The organism is Arthrobacter sp. B3I9, assembly GCF_030816935.1.
Classification (GTDB): domain Bacteria; phylum Actinomycetota; class Actinomycetes; order Actinomycetales; family Micrococcaceae; genus Arthrobacter.
Window position 1 is genome coordinate 2,774,840 of the sequence record NZ_JAUSYO010000001.1, and the last position, 18,010, is coordinate 2,792,849.

Annotated in this window: 9 protein-coding genes, 1 tRNA gene and 1 pseudogene; 4 read left to right on the forward strand and 7 right to left on the reverse strand. The window is 62.4% G+C overall.

The window, feature by feature from the left end; all coding sequences use genetic code 11:
* The first annotated feature begins 460 nt into the window (after positions 1–460).
* The 3 genes and pseudogenes from QFZ65_RS12980 to QFZ65_RS12990 all read left to right on the forward strand — a co-directional run bounded on the left by QFZ65_RS12980 (position 461) and on the right by QFZ65_RS12990 (position 3,523).
* Complete coding sequence (locus tag QFZ65_RS12980) at positions 461–1,150, forward strand: hypothetical protein (protein ID WP_306911026.1); 690 nt, start codon at positions 461–463, stop codon at positions 1,148–1,150.
* Positions 1,151–1,311: 161 nt separating this feature from the next.
* Positions 1,312–1,793: pseudogene (locus QFZ65_RS12985) on the forward strand (TetR/AcrR family transcriptional regulator).
* Between the two features lie 635 nt (positions 1,794–2,428).
* Positions 2,429–3,523 (forward strand): EAL domain-containing protein, encoded by a 1,095-nt coding sequence (locus tag QFZ65_RS12990; protein ID WP_306911028.1) that lies wholly within the window; start codon positions 2,429–2,431, stop codon positions 3,521–3,523.
* A 1,336-nt stretch (positions 3,524–4,859) separates the two neighbouring features.
* On the opposite strand, the gene QFZ65_RS12995 is transcribed toward QFZ65_RS12990, so the two are convergent.
* The 4 genes from QFZ65_RS12995 to QFZ65_RS13010 form a co-directional block, all read right to left on the reverse strand.
* Positions 4,860–5,591: a hypothetical protein gene (locus tag QFZ65_RS12995; protein ID WP_306911030.1), complete on the reverse strand. Its 732-nt coding sequence runs from the start codon at positions 5,589–5,591 to the stop codon at positions 4,860–4,862.
* The gene (locus tag QFZ65_RS13000) at positions 5,591–8,260 is read right to left on the reverse strand and encodes a CHAT domain-containing protein (protein ID WP_306911031.1); all 2,670 of its coding nucleotides are present in this window, start codon (positions 8,258–8,260) and stop codon (positions 5,591–5,593) included. Before QFZ65_RS13000 ends, QFZ65_RS12995 begins: the two co-directional genes overlap by 1 nt.
* Positions 8,261–8,287: 27 nt before the next feature.
* Complete coding sequence (locus tag QFZ65_RS13005; protein WP_306911033.1) at positions 8,288–8,656, reverse strand: hypothetical protein; 369 nt, start codon at positions 8,654–8,656, stop codon at positions 8,288–8,290.
* A 506-nt stretch (positions 8,657–9,162) separates the two neighbouring features.
* Positions 9,163–9,244 (reverse strand) — tRNA-Leu (locus tag QFZ65_RS13010).
* Positions 9,245–9,449: 205 nt separating this feature from the next.
* Here QFZ65_RS13010 and QFZ65_RS13015 point away from each other — a divergent pair.
* Entirely contained in the window at positions 9,450–10,055 is a 606-nt protein-coding gene (locus QFZ65_RS13015) for an ANTAR domain-containing response regulator (protein ID WP_306911036.1), read from the forward strand.
* 118 nt (positions 10,056–10,173) lie between these two features.
* Here QFZ65_RS13015 and pyk read toward each other — a convergent pair whose 3' ends face one another.
* From pyk to gltB, 3 genes are read right to left on the reverse strand one after another with little or no spacing between them, the layout of a single operon-like run.
* Positions 10,174–11,673: a pyruvate kinase gene (pyk, locus tag QFZ65_RS13020; RefSeq protein WP_306911037.1), complete on the reverse strand. Its 1,500-nt coding sequence runs from the start codon at positions 11,671–11,673 to the stop codon at positions 10,174–10,176.
* A 53-nt stretch (positions 11,674–11,726) separates the two neighbouring features.
* Positions 11,727–13,184, reverse strand: coding sequence for a glutamate synthase subunit beta (locus QFZ65_RS13025; protein ID WP_306911039.1), 1,458 nt, complete (start codon positions 13,182–13,184; stop codon positions 11,727–11,729).
* Complete coding sequence (gltB, locus tag QFZ65_RS13030) at positions 13,177–17,793, reverse strand: glutamate synthase large subunit (protein ID WP_306911040.1); 4,617 nt, start codon at positions 17,791–17,793, stop codon at positions 13,177–13,179. The genes QFZ65_RS13025 and gltB overlap by 8 nt, the downstream gene beginning before the upstream one ends.
* Positions 17,794–18,010 lie beyond the last annotated feature (217 nt).

Below are 18,010 nucleotides of genomic sequence, written 5' to 3' on the forward strand. Positions count from 1 at the left end.
CGAATCTTTGTCGACTCGGGGACGGGGGTAGCCCGGGATACCTTCGCAGCTGCATAGTCGTTCTACCGAGACTCTGAGAGCCAGGGGTAATCTAATGCCAGTGGATGAAGACCTACGACAAAAGGTTGTTTCCGCGGTGCTCGATGAGCACATGCCTCAAGTGGCCGCGTGTAAGCACTATGGCGTCAGCCGGTACCGGTTGCAAATGTGGCTTCGGGAAGAACGTGATTGCCGCACTAAGGCCGCAGACGTTTCGAATGATGGGAAACCGGAGTCCACCGAGGCGCGGCTCCAACGGCTAGCGACCGAGTGGGGGGAACCTGAGCTTTATGTACTCCGGATCAAATCCGGGTTAGAGGCTGCAAAGCGAACTGAGTTTTTTTGTCGATACATTTTGTGCGCACCAGCTTGGCTAATTTCGGGTGTAATTTGGGTCGCATTCTTTCTTCTAGCATGCGTTGTGGCTATTGACCGAATTGCTACTTCTCAGGATTTCTTCGGAAATACTGGTTTCGTTATAGCAATAATTCTGGCCTTCAGTGTCATTCACGCGTTAATATGGGGAACAACACGATACCTTGTAGGTTTGGTGTTTCGTCTCTTCGCACCATTTGCATACGTGGTAAATCAAATCGAGGCCTCCCTTCGGCAGTTGCTGGAGAATCGTTCCAGGCTCTTCCAAGATCCGCAAAGCTTTTCGGAGAAATGGATCACTAGATATGAGATCATCGAGAAAATTGGCCGAGCCGGGCACGTCTTGGATGTAAGCTTACGACGGGCACGAGCCTCAAAGTCGCCCACGAGTCGGAAGAACGAGCGCCTAGCACGAAGGAAAGTCGCAGCTTATCTTGCAAAAGCGGAAGAGCTGCTTTGGGACAAAGGTATCACGGGGCGCATTCAAGCCATCGAAATCCTACAAGTAGCTGCATATCAAACGCTCTTGCGAAGTTGGACATTGCATCAGTTTAAGGACGTAACCGTCCCTGATCCCAGCAGCACTTGGTCGCGTCGGTGGCCGACCATAGCAAAAGAAGCACTTACTATCGGTGCGACAATCGCACCCTTAGTGTGGCAAGTATTTGCACCGGAAGATTTGACCCCCGGACATTGGATTCGCGAGTATCTGTATAGTCGCACGTGGTGGCCTTGAATTTAGTGCCTTATCTTCGCACGCCTCTTGCTCCCACCCGAAGGCGTCCTCCGCCGGCCCGTCCAGCGTGCAGGCGGCTTGGACGAAAAGGCTGCCGCGCACTGGACGCAGCCCGTGCCAGGTTCGCTTCCGACGGCTTCGTCGCCACCACGATCCGGCTGGTGGCCGCCGATGCGGAGGTGGACGCCTCTCAGGTGATGCAGTTCTTCAAGTCCAAGGACGAGCTCTTCGCCGCGGTGATGGCCGTGCCGCCGTCGGCCCTGGAAAGGTTCAGCACCGCATTCGAGGGCCAGGACGAACACCTGGGGGAACGGGTGGTCCGTGCCTACCTCAGCGCCTGGGAAGGGCCGCCCGAAGAGTCGGAGCCTCTGATGGCCATGCTGCGCGGCGCCATTGTCAATGACAAAGGGGTGGGACAGCTCCGCGAGTTCATCCAGGCGCGGCTGGTCGACGGAACGGCCGAGAGTATTCCGATGCGGCGCTGCGGGCCGGCCTCGCCGCTTCGATGCTGGTGGGGGTGGTGACGGGCCGCCGGATCATCGGCGTACCCACACTCCTCCAAGCAGAAACCGAAGAACTTATCGGAATCCTGGGGCCAGCCATCCAACAGATACTTGCACCCGACCGGCCAGGCTCAAAGTAGCGTCTTCCTCGGCGCCCGGCCTCGGTACAGACCGGCTGTCTCATAACCTATGTGCGGTGGATTCAGGTGGTGCCTGCAACACCGGTTTGATTTGTTGGGTTCGAGATTAGCTCGGCGAGGACTTCTGCGGGCGTTCGGTTGCCGTGTCGTGTCCGTGGCCGGCGGTTGAGTTCCACGGCGACGTTCTCTAGGATTCCGCGCCCGAGCCGGCGGGCAGACGGTGGGAAAGACCGTGCCGCCAGGCACGTCAGTTTTTGCTGGGTGATGACGCCGGCTTAACGGCACTTAAGGATTACCGTTATTGGCCGTAGCTATAGAGCTGGCCGACGACCAGAGAATGAGGGCATAGGCGCCGAGACTCGGGAAAACACACCATCTCCGCAGGGGCCGCGGAGCCCCGGGCAAGCACCAATCTCAACGACGGAAGCTCCACCGGCTCGAGGCGCACAAAGGATGAGCATCTATCGGTGTAGAGGGAGGACCTTATTGTCCTCCCGGGACAGAGCATTAGGCCCTGTTGTACGGTTTGGTCACGGTACTTCCGCTTGCGCATTCCTGAAACCCGGACCGCGCAAGCGGAATGCCGTCTGTCTGTTCCGGGCTCAGCCGGGACAGGGAACCAAAAAGGAATAGCCATGTCGACAGAACCAACGTCTTTTCCGCACTCAAGAGCGGCGGGTCCCGAGTGCCCCCCGGAGACCATGCCCGGTGGCGGCGCCGTGCCCGTGATTCGCCGGCAGGCGGCGGAGATCATCGAGGCGGTCCTGTCCTCGTCGGAGCCGGAACAGGGGGTGGCCCGGGATCAGCTGCGCCAGCGACTTGCCGCTCATCCGGAGCGGCCGGAAGCGGCGCTGGCGGAGCACCTGATTACCCTCAGATCCTTGGCCGAGGATCTCCTACCCCGTGACGCCGCGTCGCCAACGCAGCCGTCGACGTCGTCCCCTTCCCGGGAATTGGTGGCCAACACCCGGTCGAGGATCGAGTCGGCCCTGCAAGGCAGGACGTTACTGACAGCCTTCCAGCCCATCCGTGAACTCGCCAGCGGGAGGGTTGTCGGAGCTGAAGCCCTCACACGGTTCCTTGGCGACGCCGGGGACCAGCCAGCAGACTGGTTCGCACAAGCCAGAGATGCCCTGCTTGAAAGCGACCTTGAATTTGCAGCCCTGGAGTCCGCCCTTTCTGCCGCAAGGGTCCTGCCGGCCCACCTGTACGTAGCACTCAAACTATCCCCGGCCACCTGCCTGGATCCACTCCTGCCAGGGCTCTTGGAGGAATCCGACCTGTTGCCTGAGCGCCTCGTCCTGGAAATCACCGAGGCGATGACCAGAGAGCAACCCGTCGCGCTGAGGGCGGCACTAGCCCCGCTGCGCAAGAGAGGCGTACGGCTCGCCATTGATCATGCCGGCTCGTACTTCACTTCCATTCGGCATATCAGGCAGCTCCGGCCGGACATCATCAAGCTGGACAGAGACCTCATTGCCGGCATTGATACTGATCCGCTCCGTTCCTCCTTGGGTGAGGCCATGATCGGGTTCGCGGAACACATCGGTGCGGTAGTGATCGCCCAGGGCATCGAAACCCCCGCAGAACTGGCAGCCGTCGGCGGCCTCGGAGCGACTGGTGGCCAGGGCTATTTGCTGGGCGCGCCGACCACCCGCCCGGAGGACTGGAACGTCTGGGCCACCGCCCGGCAGGAGACCGGGTCACTGACTACTCCGGACCGGTCCTAAGAGTACGGCTCGTGCATCTGGTGCTGTTCCGGCCTGCAGGAGGAACCCTTCTTTGCCCCGCGGGCTGAAGGGAGGAAGCATGGGTGGGCCCATTCGGATCAGGCCGGACCCTCACACACCGTTTTTCTTACAGTCCCCCTTCGCCATCACATTTTCAATAACCTGAGGGAAGGTCCGTTATCGGCGAAAGCCATTGGTCTCAGAAGGAGCAGCCCGCCGCATCTTCGACGGTGCTCCACTGTGGAGTGGGCCCGGGCATCAGCATCGGCCCACCGTCGTTGACCCGAGCCAGAAATCCGCAATTGAGGTGAATCCGCTGGGCTGACAATCCTGTAAACCACAGGGCTACGCGCTCTGACGGCAGGTCCGGTATAGGCGATGGTCGATCGAAAATTGAACCCGTCGACTCCGGATAGCGAAGTTCTTTAGCTGAGACGATATCGATATCTCGAAGGCGACGGGGCGCCGTCGGAGTCGGAGTCCCTTCGCAAAGATATTGGAGCTGAACGACGAAGTCACTCGGCATGTCGACTCTGTCGATAGCAAGATTCGTCCCGTCGATAGACACAACCACGTTTTCATTCGCGTGTCCTTTGGGGGTGCGACAGCACTGAGGATAGGCACGCCCAGCCGCAATTCCAACGGAACGTTTATAAAGCGATCGGCCGGAATGTCATGCGTACCAACAGAAGCCACTATGACGGTCACAAACACTGGCCGTTCGATTTTTGTACCGTCATAAAGGACGTTCGGCTTTTCAAAGCCTAGCGCTTTTCCAATCAGAGGGACTGCTATGACCTCATATACAGCATCTGTGGTTTGGGAAAGTTCTGCCTGTACGTACGTACCCCGCTAAGAAGAAGTCCGGCGGTAAGAAGAGTGCCAATAATCGGGACCACGAGTTCCACAGCTCAAGTTACCGCCGGTCTCGGGACCGGCAGGCGCCCTCCCCCCGTTCCCCCGCCCGGGTCTCCGAGTCCGGAGCGGCACATTGTCCTCCCCTCGCTGCGCTCCCGCTCCTAGATGACCGCCTGCGCCCGGAAACGCCCCATGGTCGCCTCAGCACGAGCCTTGATGAATTCATCCCAGTTTGTTGCTGCGGTCCAGTTCTTGCCATGCAAGTGCAAGGTCCATCCAAGGGCGTGAGGAGCAGTCCTAACACGCTCTACTTCGATGCTGTAGTCGCCGAAGTCAGGGCGAGGGCGAGGATCACAAGAGGCACGCAATGTCCTGCCCGGGGTAGGCGGACGCTGCCCATTCCCAGGGCCTGCCCGGCGTGAATCCGAAGACTTAGTCGTTCCGCCTCAGAAGGCCAGCTCCCCCCATCGCTGAACCGCTAACCTAGGGTCACATCTTCAAAAGCCTTGAGCGGGTCGTCTTTGGTGCTACGGAGCACTGCGGTGGCGGGCTTGCCCCACCAACTTTCTTTGATCTGTATCGCCCGGAATAGAGGCGATGCCTTCTTCGAGTAGCAGCTGAACCCTAGGCCTGCCTCCTGCTTCACACTTAGTCCGACGTTGAGATCCGCGAGCCAGTCGAGTTGAACGGCGCCGGTGGGAACAGCGGCGGAAAGCGTAACACTAGCTCCTGCGGCGTTGGCAACAAGGGCAGTCACGGTGGGCGCTGAAACAACGTGAGTCACGAGCAGATGTTCTTTGAGCCAATTGCCATCTCGGTATTCTGCCAGAACGATTTGCGCGGCTGTCCGAAGATCCGCAAAAGAATAGTACGTGGCACCTGTTATTGCCAGCAAGAGAGAGCATTCACCAGAAAATGTGAGTGAGACGGTGGCGTCTAAGAGGCCGGCTGCGTTGGCCTCGCCGTGGGTTACCATCTCCACCTTGACGTTCTTCTTCCACGATGCTGCAACATTCCTCCTCTCCGCTGTGACCGGCAGCTCTGTACCATCAAGGGCAGGCAAGGCCGAAAGCTTGCGGATTGGAACGAGCACATCTCTCGAATCCACTCCAATCGTTCCAACCTGGAGGGGCTCTGTGGGCTCCCAAGTCCCCCAATATTCTCCGCTTATTTCGTGTATCGCTTTTGTGTAGTGAGCTCCAAGCCCCATTACTCCTCCTCGCGATGGGTGGTTTTGCCGGCCGATCGCTCTATGCTCATGACGCCGTAAGCAGCAAAGGCAAGCGGGCTTACGAGCGCGTTCCCATGGGCGGACAAGCTAGAGTCTCGCCAGCGATTCAGGTGGCTCAGTTGCCACTCCCGCAGTCCTCGTACGCAGTCACCTTCCCTCTGCAGTAGGTTTGTGAGGGCAATCTCGCCCGGCTGATCGTGATCATCAATCTCTAAGAGATCCCAATGGCTGAAAACAACAGTGTTAGCTCCAGACCATAGTGCGGCAGGCGTCAAGCCGGTCCATTCGGCTAAGGGATTTGCGCCTGTCGAGCACCCCGATAGAAGCAAACGGTCGTACAGGCGAGGGCCATCGGAGGAAAGAAGCGTACGCGCCGAAAGCCACTCTTCCGGCGGCTCACCGTTCCGCAATAGATAGTCGTCATGAACACCACTCGGGTCGAACCCGAACAGGCAGAGTGAGGCAGTCGCTGGTGCGCCGACAAATCCTGAGAACGCATGGCCTGCATACACGATAACGCCTGGGGAAGACGGCACCGGCGGAAGTGCCTCCAGCAGGTTTTTCTTCGTGGCCTTGGCGCGCTCCAGCCGCAGCTCACTGCTGATCTGCCTGATCGCATCTAAGGACGCAGGGAGATCGAAGGAAGGATCACCAATTGCAATTTTCACTGGCCGGATCGCACTCTCGACCTCCGCTGAGCTTCGTCTCTGCGAAACGATTCGGGAAGTGAACGAGGCCGAGCTCACGTAGTTTACTTCGGCCCGATCAATCAATCGGAGATTGCCACCCATGCCCAGCAATGCGAATGGAACCCTCGAGAGTTCTGGTGGCGGGGCCACCAGAAGCCTAAGTGGCTCCAAGGGGTTTCTTTCGCGCAACTGACGTTGGAGTTCTGGTGGCACAATGGAGTCGCCGAGACGTTGCATGAGGGCGCTCTCGGTCGCAGGGCTGTTTGCCAAGGCTCCGGCCGTCGCCCTATTTGCTGCCGCCAAAGCACTCTCATTCGGCTGGGGCTGTGGCAGCGCTGCCATCAGTTCAGTCAGTACAGGAGCTACAGATTGCCAAGGCAAATAACCGGCACTCAAGACCTTCACGCTACTTGTTAGTGAAAACCACAGCTTGTCCCCCGTGATCCACATTCCCCACCATAAGGTGCCCGGTATACCCATTGCTTGTATGAGTTCCGGCAATATAACAACCTCGTCGTTGTCGAGATCCGTATTGAAGCGGCTCGGAAAACGAACTCGAACAACAGGTGGAGTTTCTAGGTGGAGCTCGCCTAAGGCGGCGAGGGCTGCCAATCGGGCCGCCTCCGATGCAGCCACAGTAGGTTTTTCCGCCTCGTAGGTCTTGTTTGTGCTGGCCGCGTCTGTCGTCTGATGACCTGTACCCTCGTCCTCTAACAGAGGATCGGTAAGAGCAATGGCAGAACTGTCAGCGCCCCGAGGGATGGCCTGCGCCCTCGCCGTCTCTATCAGTTCTGCTATAAGGGCCCAATCCGATACAAGCTCGGCCGCACTTAACGCAACTTGAAGCGCGAAAGACTTAGTCCTCATCCAGCTCTCTCGCGTTTGTGAGCGACTCAATAGGTATCGTTGACGGTCGAGCAGTGTCAGTGCGGATAAAACCGCTTTCCTACTACTATCGAGCATTTCTAGAGTGCTGGGTGCAATGGTCGAATTGCGAGCGAGACCCATTTGGGCTGTTGCAGCTATAGTTTTGGCCTTTGCTGCCTGAATTAGGTGCCCATTCCTCTCCAAAGACTCTGCGGCTTTGATAGCGTTTTCGAAGGCTCCCTGGAAATCGTGCCTCAGTAAGGCCCAAACCGCCAAAGTTGCTCTTCCTAGTGCCGCATTACTCTCGCCGCCAGCAGCTTCCTGCTGGGCGATACAGGACGAAAGTATTTGAATCGCCAGGCCCTTGTGGTCAAGTTCATGCAAAATTTGAGCGCGTTGCATCTGACAACGCGGCAGGGCAAGTAGAAGGTCTGCGTCCCTGAAGCTGCTTTCAGCATCCGCGGTAGCTCTAAGGGCTTCGAGCGGACGTCCTGTAGTCAGAAGGAGCCCAGCCAGGGTAAAAAGACATTCCCCTTTTCGAACTGAACTTGCCGGGTCCCGGAGAGTGGGACCAATGATCTCGACGGCGAGTGTCGCGCAACTCACCGCCTCCTCCCACTGTCCTACGTCCCTGTACGCGAGTGCGCGAAGCCGCCACTGCTCCGCTTGCGAGTCTGCCGCTTCGCCAGTTGTTGATGGCGCGACAGTTACTAATGCATCCAGATTCCCCTGCCGTAGTTGCGCAAACGCTAATCCCAGCTCCGCTTGGGAGCGTTCAGAAGAATGATCAGGCTGAGGTAACTGTAGCCCTGCCTGGTAGGCTGCTGCAGCGGCTTGAGTTCGACCCTGAGCTTGGTATACGGCGCCTAAGCTGTTAAATAACTTTGTGTTGAGTGCAGGCGGGAGGTAACCCGCCACCGATTCAAAGCACGCCGCTGCGTCGGTCAAGTGGCCGAGTCGATATAACTCATTCCCTAATTGCGCTACGACCAAGATCCGTTCAGAGTCGTCCCTTGGCTCGTGCCTGAGTACTTCGGTCAGAACATCGGCATTAAGGGCCCAAATTTCTCGCCAAGTTGGTGCTACAGACATCTGCCGCAACTTCCTAGCTCTCTCTTGCTACTGCCCTGAGACTGGTGGATCGAGCATCAACTCCAACTCGCCGACGGCTCCAAGCTGTCCCGCCGCCTCAAAAAGTTCCTGGAGGGGAGAATTGGTCTGCTGCACGTCCGACAGAGCCACCGCCACGGGCAGAGCGGTCCGTAACCACCCGGGATCCCGCGAGGCAAGCGCTTTGGCGATGTATGTGCGTATAAATCCTGAAGCTACCTTCTGGTAACGGGTCACGAGCTGACCCAATTCCGCCAAGTTCACGGTGGAAGGGGCATCGGAGGTGGCTTGCCCCACGTGCAATATCTCGCCAAGCTTGTCAGTGAAAGCAGAAGCGTCTCTCGCGTACTGTTCTTCGTCGTGCTTCAAGGGGTCCACCGCACCGTCCTCCTCAACGACTTGCAGCTGCCGTAGTGGTGGGCGCCATAATGCTCCCGAACGGCCGGTACGTCAAGGGGAAGACACGCTTTCCCTCACTATTGACGCTGCCACGCTCAACTTTGAATACCGCTGAAACAAAATGAGCAATCGGAGTGCAACTAACGCTGGAATAATCAATCCAGTGGTCACCGACTCGTTTGCAGATCGAATGCAACCCCTCGGGGCGGTGACCACGCCTGGGGTTGCAAAAGATTTGGCGCCTCCTCACGGAGCGCCACTTCGCGGTGTCTGCCGGCTGCTTTGAAACTAGCCGCCCTCACAGTCCCGGGCAGGGACGGGCCCACACGACCTGGATGACCCGGTGCTGGCTCCTAAAGGGAGTGGGCTTCGGCTTGAGCCTTTGCGGAACGCTTGATCTGCTACGTACAGGGGGACGCAGTGCGAAAAAGTCAAGCTTTGTCAACAGTAAAAAGAGAAAAAGCCGCTGACCTGCGGAAACACTGTGCCCGAGGTGGGACTCGAACCCACACACCTTTCGATACCGCATTTTGAGTGCGGCGCGTCTGCCAATTCCGCCACTCGGGCGCGGAGTACACCGGTGTAACAATCAGGCTGCCAGAGTGCTGTGAGCAACGCGATCGCTTCCAGTGCGCGGAATTACTCTACATGCAGATAGGCTGAATCCGTGAATCGCGCCAGTGACGCCGCATCGAACCAAGCCGGTCCAAGTACACCACGGGTCTGAACCTAAGATGGTCCAGTTCCCGCCGTACCTTTCCAAGGAGTTCCCGTGTCAGAACAGACGGAGTCAACCGCCACTTCCAAGCCGGCGCGCCGCGTTGTCGTCGCCGAGGATGAGACGCTCATCCGCCTGGACATCATCGAGATCCTGCGGGGCGAGGGCTACGACGTCGTCGGCGAGGCGGACAACGGCGAGAAGGCCGTGCAGCTCGCGGAAGAACTGAAGCCGGACCTTGTCCTGATGGACGTCAAAATGCCGGTCATGGACGGCATCTCCGCCGCCGAGAAGATCGTCAAGGCCCGCATCGCCCCCGTGGTCCTGCTCACCGCCTTCAGCCAGAAGGAGCTGGTGGAGCGCGCCCGCGACGCCGGCGCCATGGCCTACGTGGTCAAGCCCTTCACCCCGGCGGACCTCATTCCCGCCCTGGAGATCGCGCTGTCCCGGCACGAGGAGATCAAGGCTCTCGAGAGCGAAGTGACCGACCTGCAGGAGCAGTTCGCCACCCGCAAGCTCGTGGAGCGCGCCAAGAGCCTCCTCACCACCAAAATGGGCCTGACGGAACCGGAAGCGTTCCGCTGGATCCAGAAGACCTCGATGGACCGCCGCCTCAGCATGCGCGAAGTTGCCGAGACCATCATCAACCAGGTCAACTAGCCCCGCCGCCGGCCGGGCCCGAGCGCCAGGCAAGCAAAACTAAAGGCAAAAACAAAAGGGAGGGTCCCCGCCACGCGAACCGCGGCGGGGACCCTCCCTTCTTGCGCTATGCCAAAGACTAGCCCTTGTTGTTCTTCTTCTTCTTTTCCGGCCAGGGGCCGAGCTTGTCCCTGGCTGCCGCGGCATCGCCGGTGCTGCCGAAGTCGGCGAGGTCGCCCACCTTGTGCACCTTCAGCATGTTCGTGGAACCGGCTTTTCCGGGAGGGGAACCGGCGGCGATGACTACGAGGTCACCGTCGTCGACGACGTCGAGCTCCAGCAGGCTGCGGTCCACCTGGGCGGTCATCTCGTCCGTATGGCCGGCCATCGGGACCAGCACCGGCATGATGCCCCACGTGAGGGCCAGCTGGTTCCAGACATGCTCCACGGGAGTGAACGCAAAAACCGGACGGATCGGGCGCAGCCGGGACAGGCGGCGCGCGGAGTCACCGGACTGGGTGAAGGTACAGATGTACTTCGCGTCCAGCTGGTCCGCGATCTCGACGGCGGCACGGGTGATGGCGCCGCCGCGGGTCTTGGGCTTGGTGCCCAGCGGGGGAACGCGCTCCAGGCCGTGGACCTCGGTGGATTCGATGATCCGGGCCATGGTCTTGACGGTCTCGATCGGGAACTTGCCCACGCTGGTCTCGCCCGAGAGCATGACGGCGTCGGCGCCGTCGAGCACGGCGTTGGCGCAGTCGGAGGCCTCGGCGCGGGTGGGGCGCGGGTTGTCGATCATGGACTCGAGCACCTGGGTGGCTACGATGACCGGCTTGGCCCAGCGGCGTGCCAGTTCAATGGCGCGCTTCTGCACGATCGGCACTTCCTCCAGCGGAAGCTCCACGCCGAGGTCGCCACGGGCCACCATGATGGCGTCGAAGGCGTCGATGATCTCGGACAGCTGGTCCACGGCCTGGGGCTTCTCGATCTTGGCGATCACCGGCACGCGGCGGCCTTCTTCGTCCATGATCTCGTGGACGCGCTTGATGTCCGAGGCGTCGCGGACGAAGGAAAGGGCAACCATGTCCACACCGCGGCGCATGGCCCAGCGCAGGTCGTCCTCGTCCTTCTCGCTCAGCGCCGGAACGTTCACGGCAACGCCGGGCAGGTTGATGCCCTTGTTGTTCGAGACATACCCGCCGACGATCACCTGGGCAACCACCTTGACGTCGTCGACGTCGATCGCGCGGAGGGCAACCTTGCCGTCGTCGATCAGCAGCGCGTCGCCGGGCTGCACATCTTCGGTCAGGCTCTTCAGCGTCGTGGAGGCGATCTCCTTGGTGCCCGGAACGTCCTCGGTGGTGATCGTGAAGGTGTCACCGACCGCCAGCAGGTGCGGTCCGTCGACAAAGCGGCCGAGGCGGATCTTGGGCCCCTGCAGGTCGGCCATGATGGCGACCGGCTTGCCGAGCTGGCCGGCGGCCTTGCGGACGTTCTCGTACGTGTTGTCGTGCACGGAGTAATCCCCGTGGCTCATATTCATGCGGGCCACGTCGACGCCTGCTTCGAGCACGGCCAGCGTGTTCTCGAAGCTCGCAATTGCCGGTCCGAAAGTGGCCACTATTTTAGCGCGTCTCATATACCTACCCTAGTAGTCGTCGTGCATGGATGAAGTTGTTGCTGACCGCTCGGCTACAGGACCGCAATTGCCCGGTCGGTCGGGGCCACGGGGGCCGGCAGGATGGTGCTGCCCATCAGGAACTTGTCCACCGCGGCCGCGCAGGCGCGTCCCTCGGCGATGGCCCAGACGATCAGGGACTGCCCGCGTCCGGCGTCTCCGGCGACGAAGATGCCTTCCGTGTTGGTCATGTAGTAGCCATCACGGGCCACGTTGCCGCGGCCGTCGAACTCGGCCCTGACCTGCTCGGTGATCCCGGCCGGTTCGGCGCCGGTGAAGCCGAGCGACAGGAAGACCAGGTCCGCGGGGATGATCCGTTCGGTTCCGGCCTTCGGGAGGCGCTTGCCGTCGACGAACTCGGTCTCGGCGACCTTCACGCCGGTCAGCTTGCCGTTCTCCCCCACAAACTCGACCGTGGAGGCGAGGTAGGTGCGTTCGCCGCCTTCCTCGTGGGCGCTGGCAACCTCGAACAGCGTCGGGAACGTCGGCCAGGGCTGGTGTCCGGCACGCTCCGCGGGCGGCTGCTTGCCGATGGCCAGGGTGGTCACCGAGGCCGCCTGGTGGCGGTGGGCGGTGCCGAGGCAGTCGGCACCGGTGTCGCCGCCGCCGAGGATGACGACGTGCTTGCCGGCGGCGTCGATCTGGTTCTCCACCGTCTCCCCCGCCACTACACGGTTGGCCGGGACGAGGTAGTCCATGGCGAAGTGGACGCCGTCAAGCTCGCGCCCGGGGATCGGCAGGTCACGCGGAACGGTGGCACCGGTGGCCACCACGACGGCGTCATACCGGCGGCGCAGCTGTTCCCAGGTCACGTCCTTGCCGACCGACACGCCGGTGCGGAAGCGGGTGCCTTCGGCCTTCATCTGGTCGAGCCGGCGGTCGACCTGCTCTTTTTCCATCTTGAAGTCGGGGATCCCGTAGCGCAGGAGCCCGCCGATCTTGTCGTCACGTTCGTAGACGGCAACGGTGTGGCCCACCCGGGTCAGCTGCTGCGCGACGGCGAGCCCGGCGGGGCCGGAGCCGACGACGGCGACCGTCTTGCCGGTGAGGCGGTGCGGCGGCAGCGGGTTGACCCAGCCGTTGTCGAAGGCTTCGTCAATGATCGACACCTCAACCTGCTTGATGGTCACGGCCGGCTGGTTGATGCCGAGCACGCAGGACGCCTCGCACGGTGCCGGGCAGAGCCGGCCGGTGAACTCGGGGAAGTTGTTGGTGGCGTGCAGCCGCTCAATCGCTTCCTCGCCCTTGTCCCGCCACATCAGGTCGTTCCATTCGGGAATGAGGTTCCCGAGCGGACAGCCCTGGTGGCAGAACGGGATACCACAGTCCATGCAGCGGCCGGCCTGGGCCTTCAGGACGCCCTTCTCCTGCGCCTCATAGACCTCTTTCCAGTCCATGATGCGGACCGGAACGGGACGGCGCGGCTGGGTTTCCCGCTGGCGTACTTTCAGAAATCCGCGTGGATCAGCCACCGGTCACCTCCAGGATTCGAGACCAAACTTCTTCGCCGTCGGGGTCAAGGCCCTCTTCGATGGCGTCGAGACGGGTTTGCAGTACGGCCGCGTAGTCACGCGGCAGCACCTTGGTTATGCGGGCTGCGGTGTCGTCAAAGTTCTCCAGCAGGCGGGCCGCGAGCTGCGACTCCGTCTCCTCGAGGTGCTTGACCAGCAGTGCGTGGACAATGTCGCGGTCCTCGGCATCCAGTTCGCGCAGCTGCAGCTCCCCGGATTCCAGGGCCTGCTTGTTGACGCGGGTGGTCTGCAGATCCAGCACGAAGGCCGTGCCGCCGGACATGCCGGCGCCGAAGTTCCGTCCCGTGCGCCCGATAATGAGCGCCTGCCCGCCGGTCATGTACTCGCAGCCGTGGTCGCCGATTCCTTCGACCACCGCGGTGGCGCCGGAGTTGCGGACCATGAAGCGTTCGCCCACCTGTCCCCGCAGGAACAGCTCGCCGCTCGTGGCGCCGTAGCCGATCACGTTGCCGGCGATGACGTTGCGCTCAGCCGGGAAAACGTTGGTGCGGTCCGGGCGGACGATGATCCGTCCGCCGGAGAGCCCCTTGCCGACGTAGTCGTTGGAGTCGCCGTACATGCGCAGCGTGATGCCGGCCGGCAGGAACGCCCCGAGCGACTGCCCGGCGGTGCCGGACAGTGAGATATCAATGGTGTCCGGTGCCAGCACGTCGGTGCCGAAGGTCTTGGTGACCGTGTGGCCCAGCATGGTGCCGACGGAACGGTCCGTGTTGATGACGTCGACGGCGATCTTCACCGGGGTGCGGTCGCTGAGGGCTTCGGCGGCCATCGCGATCAGGCGCTGGTCGAAGTGCTTGTCCAGCTCGTGGTTCTGGCCGGTCAGGTTGCGCAGCGGCGCGTCGTCGTCGAACTCCAGGCCGTGCAGGATCGGGTCCAGGTCCAGCCCTTCGGCCTTCCAGTGGTTGATCGCCTCACGGGTGTCGAGCATTTCGGCGTGGCCGATCGCTTCCTCGATGCTGCGGAAGCCAAGCTCGGCCAGGATCTCGCGGACTTCCTCGGCCAGGAATTCGAAGAAGTTGACCACGAATTCGGGCTTGCCGTTGAAGCGCGAGCGGAGTTCCGGGTTCTGCGTGGCAACGCCCACTGGGCAGGTGTCCAGGTGGCAGACGCGCATCATGATGCAGCCGGAGACCACCAGCGGAGCCGTGGCGAAACCGAACTCCTCGCCGCCGAGCAGCGCGGCGATGACGACGTCGCGGCCGGTCTTGAGCTGGCCGTCCACCTGCACCACGACGCGGTCGCGCAGGCCGTTGAGCATCAGGGTCTGCTGCGTCTCGGCGAGACCCAGCTCCCACGGGACGCCGGCGTGTTTGAGCGAGTTCAGCGGCGAGGCGCCGGTGCCGCCGTCGTGCCCGGAGACGAGGACGACGTCGGCCTTGGCCTTCGTGACGCCGGCGGCCACAGTGCCGATCCCCACCTCGGAGACGAGCTTGACGTGCACCCGGGCCGAGGGGTTGGCCCGCTTAGCGTCATAGATCAGCTGGGCGAGGTCCTCGATCGAGTAGATGTCGTGGTGCGGGGGCGGGGAGATGAGCCCGACGCCGGGCGTCGAGTGCCGCGTCCGGGCCACCCAGGGGTAGACCTTCTGCGCCATCAGCTGGCCGCCTTCACCGGGCTTGGCACCCTGCGCCATCTTGATCTGGATGTCATCAGCGTTCGTCAGGTACAGGCTGGTGACGCCGAAGCGCCCGGAGGCGATCTGCTTGACGGCGGAGCGGCGCTTGGGGTCCAGCAGCCGGTCCACGTCCTCGCCGCCTTCGCCGGTGTTGGACTTGCCGCCGAGCTGGTTCATCGCGATCGCGAGGGTTTCGTGCGCCTCCTGCGAGATGGAGCCGTAGCTCATGGCCCCGGTGGAGAAGCGCTTGACGATGCTGGAGACGGGCTCCACTTCCTCCAGCGGAACGGCCGGACGGAGCCCGCCCTTGAACTTCAGGAGACCGCGCAGGGTCATCAGGTTCTGCGACTGGTCGTCGACGCCCCGGGTGTAGGCCTTGAAGATGTCGTAGCGGCGCTCACGGGTGGCGTGCTGCAGCCGGAAGACGGTCTCGGGGTTGAACAGGTGCGGCTCGCCGTCACGGCGCCACTGGTACTCGCCGCCGCCGAGCAGCGGCTGGTGCGGCTTCTCGATCCCGTTCTCGGGGTACGCCATCTCGTGGCGGGCGGCGACCTCGGCGGCGATGACGTCGAGTCCGACGCCGCCGAGCTGGGAGTGCGTGCCAGAGAAGTATTCGTCCACCAGGTCCTGGCCGAGGCCCAGGGCCTCGAAGGTCTGCGCGCCGGTGTAGGAGGCCACCGTGGAGATGCCCATCTTGGACATGATCTTCAGGACGCCCTTGCCGAGGCCCTTGATCAGGTTGTAGACGCCATCCTGAGGGGTGACCCCGACGACGTCGCCCGCGGTAATGAGCTGCTCCACCGATTCCATGGCCAGGTACGGGTTCACGGCCGAGGCGCCGTAACCGATCAGGACGGCCACGTGGTGGGTTTCGCGCACGTCGCCGGCTTCAACCACCAGCGCCGTCTTGGTGCGGTTGGCGCTGCGCAGCAGGTGGTGGTGCACGGCGCTGACCAGCAGCAGCGAAGGGATCGGAGCCCACTGGGCGTTCGAGTCGCGGTCGGAGAGCACCACGTACTGGACGCCGCGGTTGATGGCTCCGGAGACCTGCTCACAGATTTCCGTCAGCCGGGCGCGGAGCGCGTTCTCGCCGCCTTCCGGCCGGTACAGGCCGCGGACCTTCATGGCGATCCTGTCGCCGTCGGCGTTCTCGATGTTGGCGATCTTGGCGAGCTGGTCGTTGTTGATCACCGGGAACGGCAGCGAGACCTGCGGCTGGCGCACCTGCTTGGTGTCCAGCAGGTTGCCGTTGGGACCGATGGCGCAGGTCAGCGACGTCACCAGCTCTTCGCGGATGGCATCCAGCGGCGGGTTGGTCACCTGGGCGAAGGACTGCACGAAGTAGTCGAACAACAACCGCGGGCGCTTGGACAGCACAGCCACGGGTGTGTCTGAGCCCATGGCGCCCAGCGGCTCGGCGCCGGTGCGGGCCATCGGGCCCAGCAGGATCTTCAGTTCCTCGGTGGTGTAGCCGAAGGTCCGCTGGCGGATGTTGACCGAGGCCGCGGTGTGGACGACGTGCTCGCGTTCGGGCAGGTCGTTAAGGTCGATCAGGTTGTCCTTGAGCCATTCAGCCCACGGGTTGGCGGCGGCCACTTCGGCCTTGACCTCGGCGTCGTCGATGATCCGGCCGGCCTCGGTGTCCACCAGGAACATCTTGCCCGGCGAGACGCGGCCCTTCTTGACCACCTTGGAAGCTTCGACGTCGATCACGCCCACCTCGGAGGCGAAGACGACCAGGCCGTCCTCGGTGATCCAGTACCGGCCCGGGCGCAGCCCGTTGCGGTCCAGCGTGGCGCCGACGAGGCTGCCGTCGGTGAAGGAGACGGCTGCGGGGCCGTCCCACGGTTCCATCAGCAGGGAGTGGTACTCGTAGAAGGCCCGGCGGGCCGGGTCCATCGTGGCGTGGTTTTCCCAGGCCTCGGGGATCATCATCATGATCGAGTGCGTGATGGGGCGTCCGGAGAGCCACAGCAGCTCCGCGACCTCGTCGAAGGACGCCGAGTCGGAGGCACCCGGGGTGCAGATCGGGTACAGCTCCTCGGGCGACTCGCCCAGCAGCGGGTTGGCCAGTTGGGACTGGCGGGCGCGCATCCAGTTGCGGTTGCCCTTGACCGTGTTGATCTCACCGTTGTGCGCGATGGTCCGGAACGGCTGGGCCAGCGGCCACGACGGGAACGTATTGGTGGAGAAGCGCGAGTGGACGATAGCGAGCTTCGTCTTGAATCGCTTGTCCGACAGATCCGGGTAGAACGGCTCCAGCTGGGCCGTGGTCAGCATTCCCTTGTAGACGATGGTCCGCGAGGACAGCGACGGGAAGTACACGCCGAACTTGTTCTGGGCACGCTTGCGGATCCGCCAGGCACGCGAGTCCAGTTCGTTGCGCTCCAGCACTTCCCCGGTGCTGGAGGCAAAGAACGGCTGCGAGAAGTAGGGCATGCACGCCCGGGCCATGGCGCCGACGAGGTCGGCAACGATCGGGACTTCGCGCCAGCCGAGGACGGTCAGGCCCTCGTCGGCGGCGAGGCCCTCGATCCCGGCCTTGGCAGCATCAGATTCGCGCTGCTCGGCGGGCAGGAAGGCGGTGCCCACCACATACTGTCCGGGGGCGGGGAGTTCGAACTCGGTGACCGCGCGGAAGAACTCGTCGGGCACCTGCATGAGCAGCCCGGCGCCGTCGCCGGTACCTTCATCGGCTCCGACGGCACCGCGGTGCTCGAGGTTGCGCAAGGCGGTGAGGGCAGCATCGACGATGTCGTAACCGGGCTCCCCGCGGAGGGTCGCGATGATGGCCAGGCCGCAGGCGTCCTTCTCCTGCTCCGGGTTGTACAGTCCCGCGGCTTCGGGCAGTGCCGCGAACCGCTTGAACGGTGATATGGCCGCAGCCGGCTGAGCGGGCTCGGACCAAGTGGGGCTGTGCAGGGTTTGGGTCATGGGAGACGTCCTTCCTCCTGATCGTGCGTATGGGAGGGACAACATTGGCCCGGATCGGTGCGCCGGCGTGACGGGCACAACAAAGTGTTCTTCTAACTGGAATTGTAGGTCAGCCCAGCGTTCTGTAAGAACAGTTACGGGGCTTTTGACCCGGGCTTGCGCGGACGGCAATGCTATGCCGTCCCCCGCATTCCCTGCTGCCACAACGTTGTGGATA

What these genes read in the sequence shown, in the direction of transcription:
- QFZ65_RS12990 (WP_306911028.1), top strand. Translation starts at nt 2,429, where the DNA reads ATGTCGACAGAACCAACGTCTTTTCCGCACTCAAGAGCGGCGGGTCCC.
- QFZ65_RS12995 (WP_306911030.1), bottom strand. Translation starts at nt 5,591, where the DNA reads ATGGGGCTTGGAGCTCACTACACAAAAGCGATACACGAAATAAGCGGA.
- QFZ65_RS13000 (WP_306911031.1), bottom strand. Translation starts at nt 8,260, where the DNA reads ATGTCTGTAGCACCAACTTGGCGAGAAATTTGGGCCCTTAATGCCGAT.
- pyk (WP_306911037.1), bottom strand. Translation starts at nt 11,673, where the DNA reads ATGAGACGCGCTAAAATAGTGGCCACTTTCGGACCGGCAATTGCGAGC.
- gltB (WP_306911040.1), bottom strand. Translation starts at nt 17,793, where the DNA reads ATGACCCAAACCCTGCACAGCCCCACTTGGTCCGAGCCCGCTCAGCCG.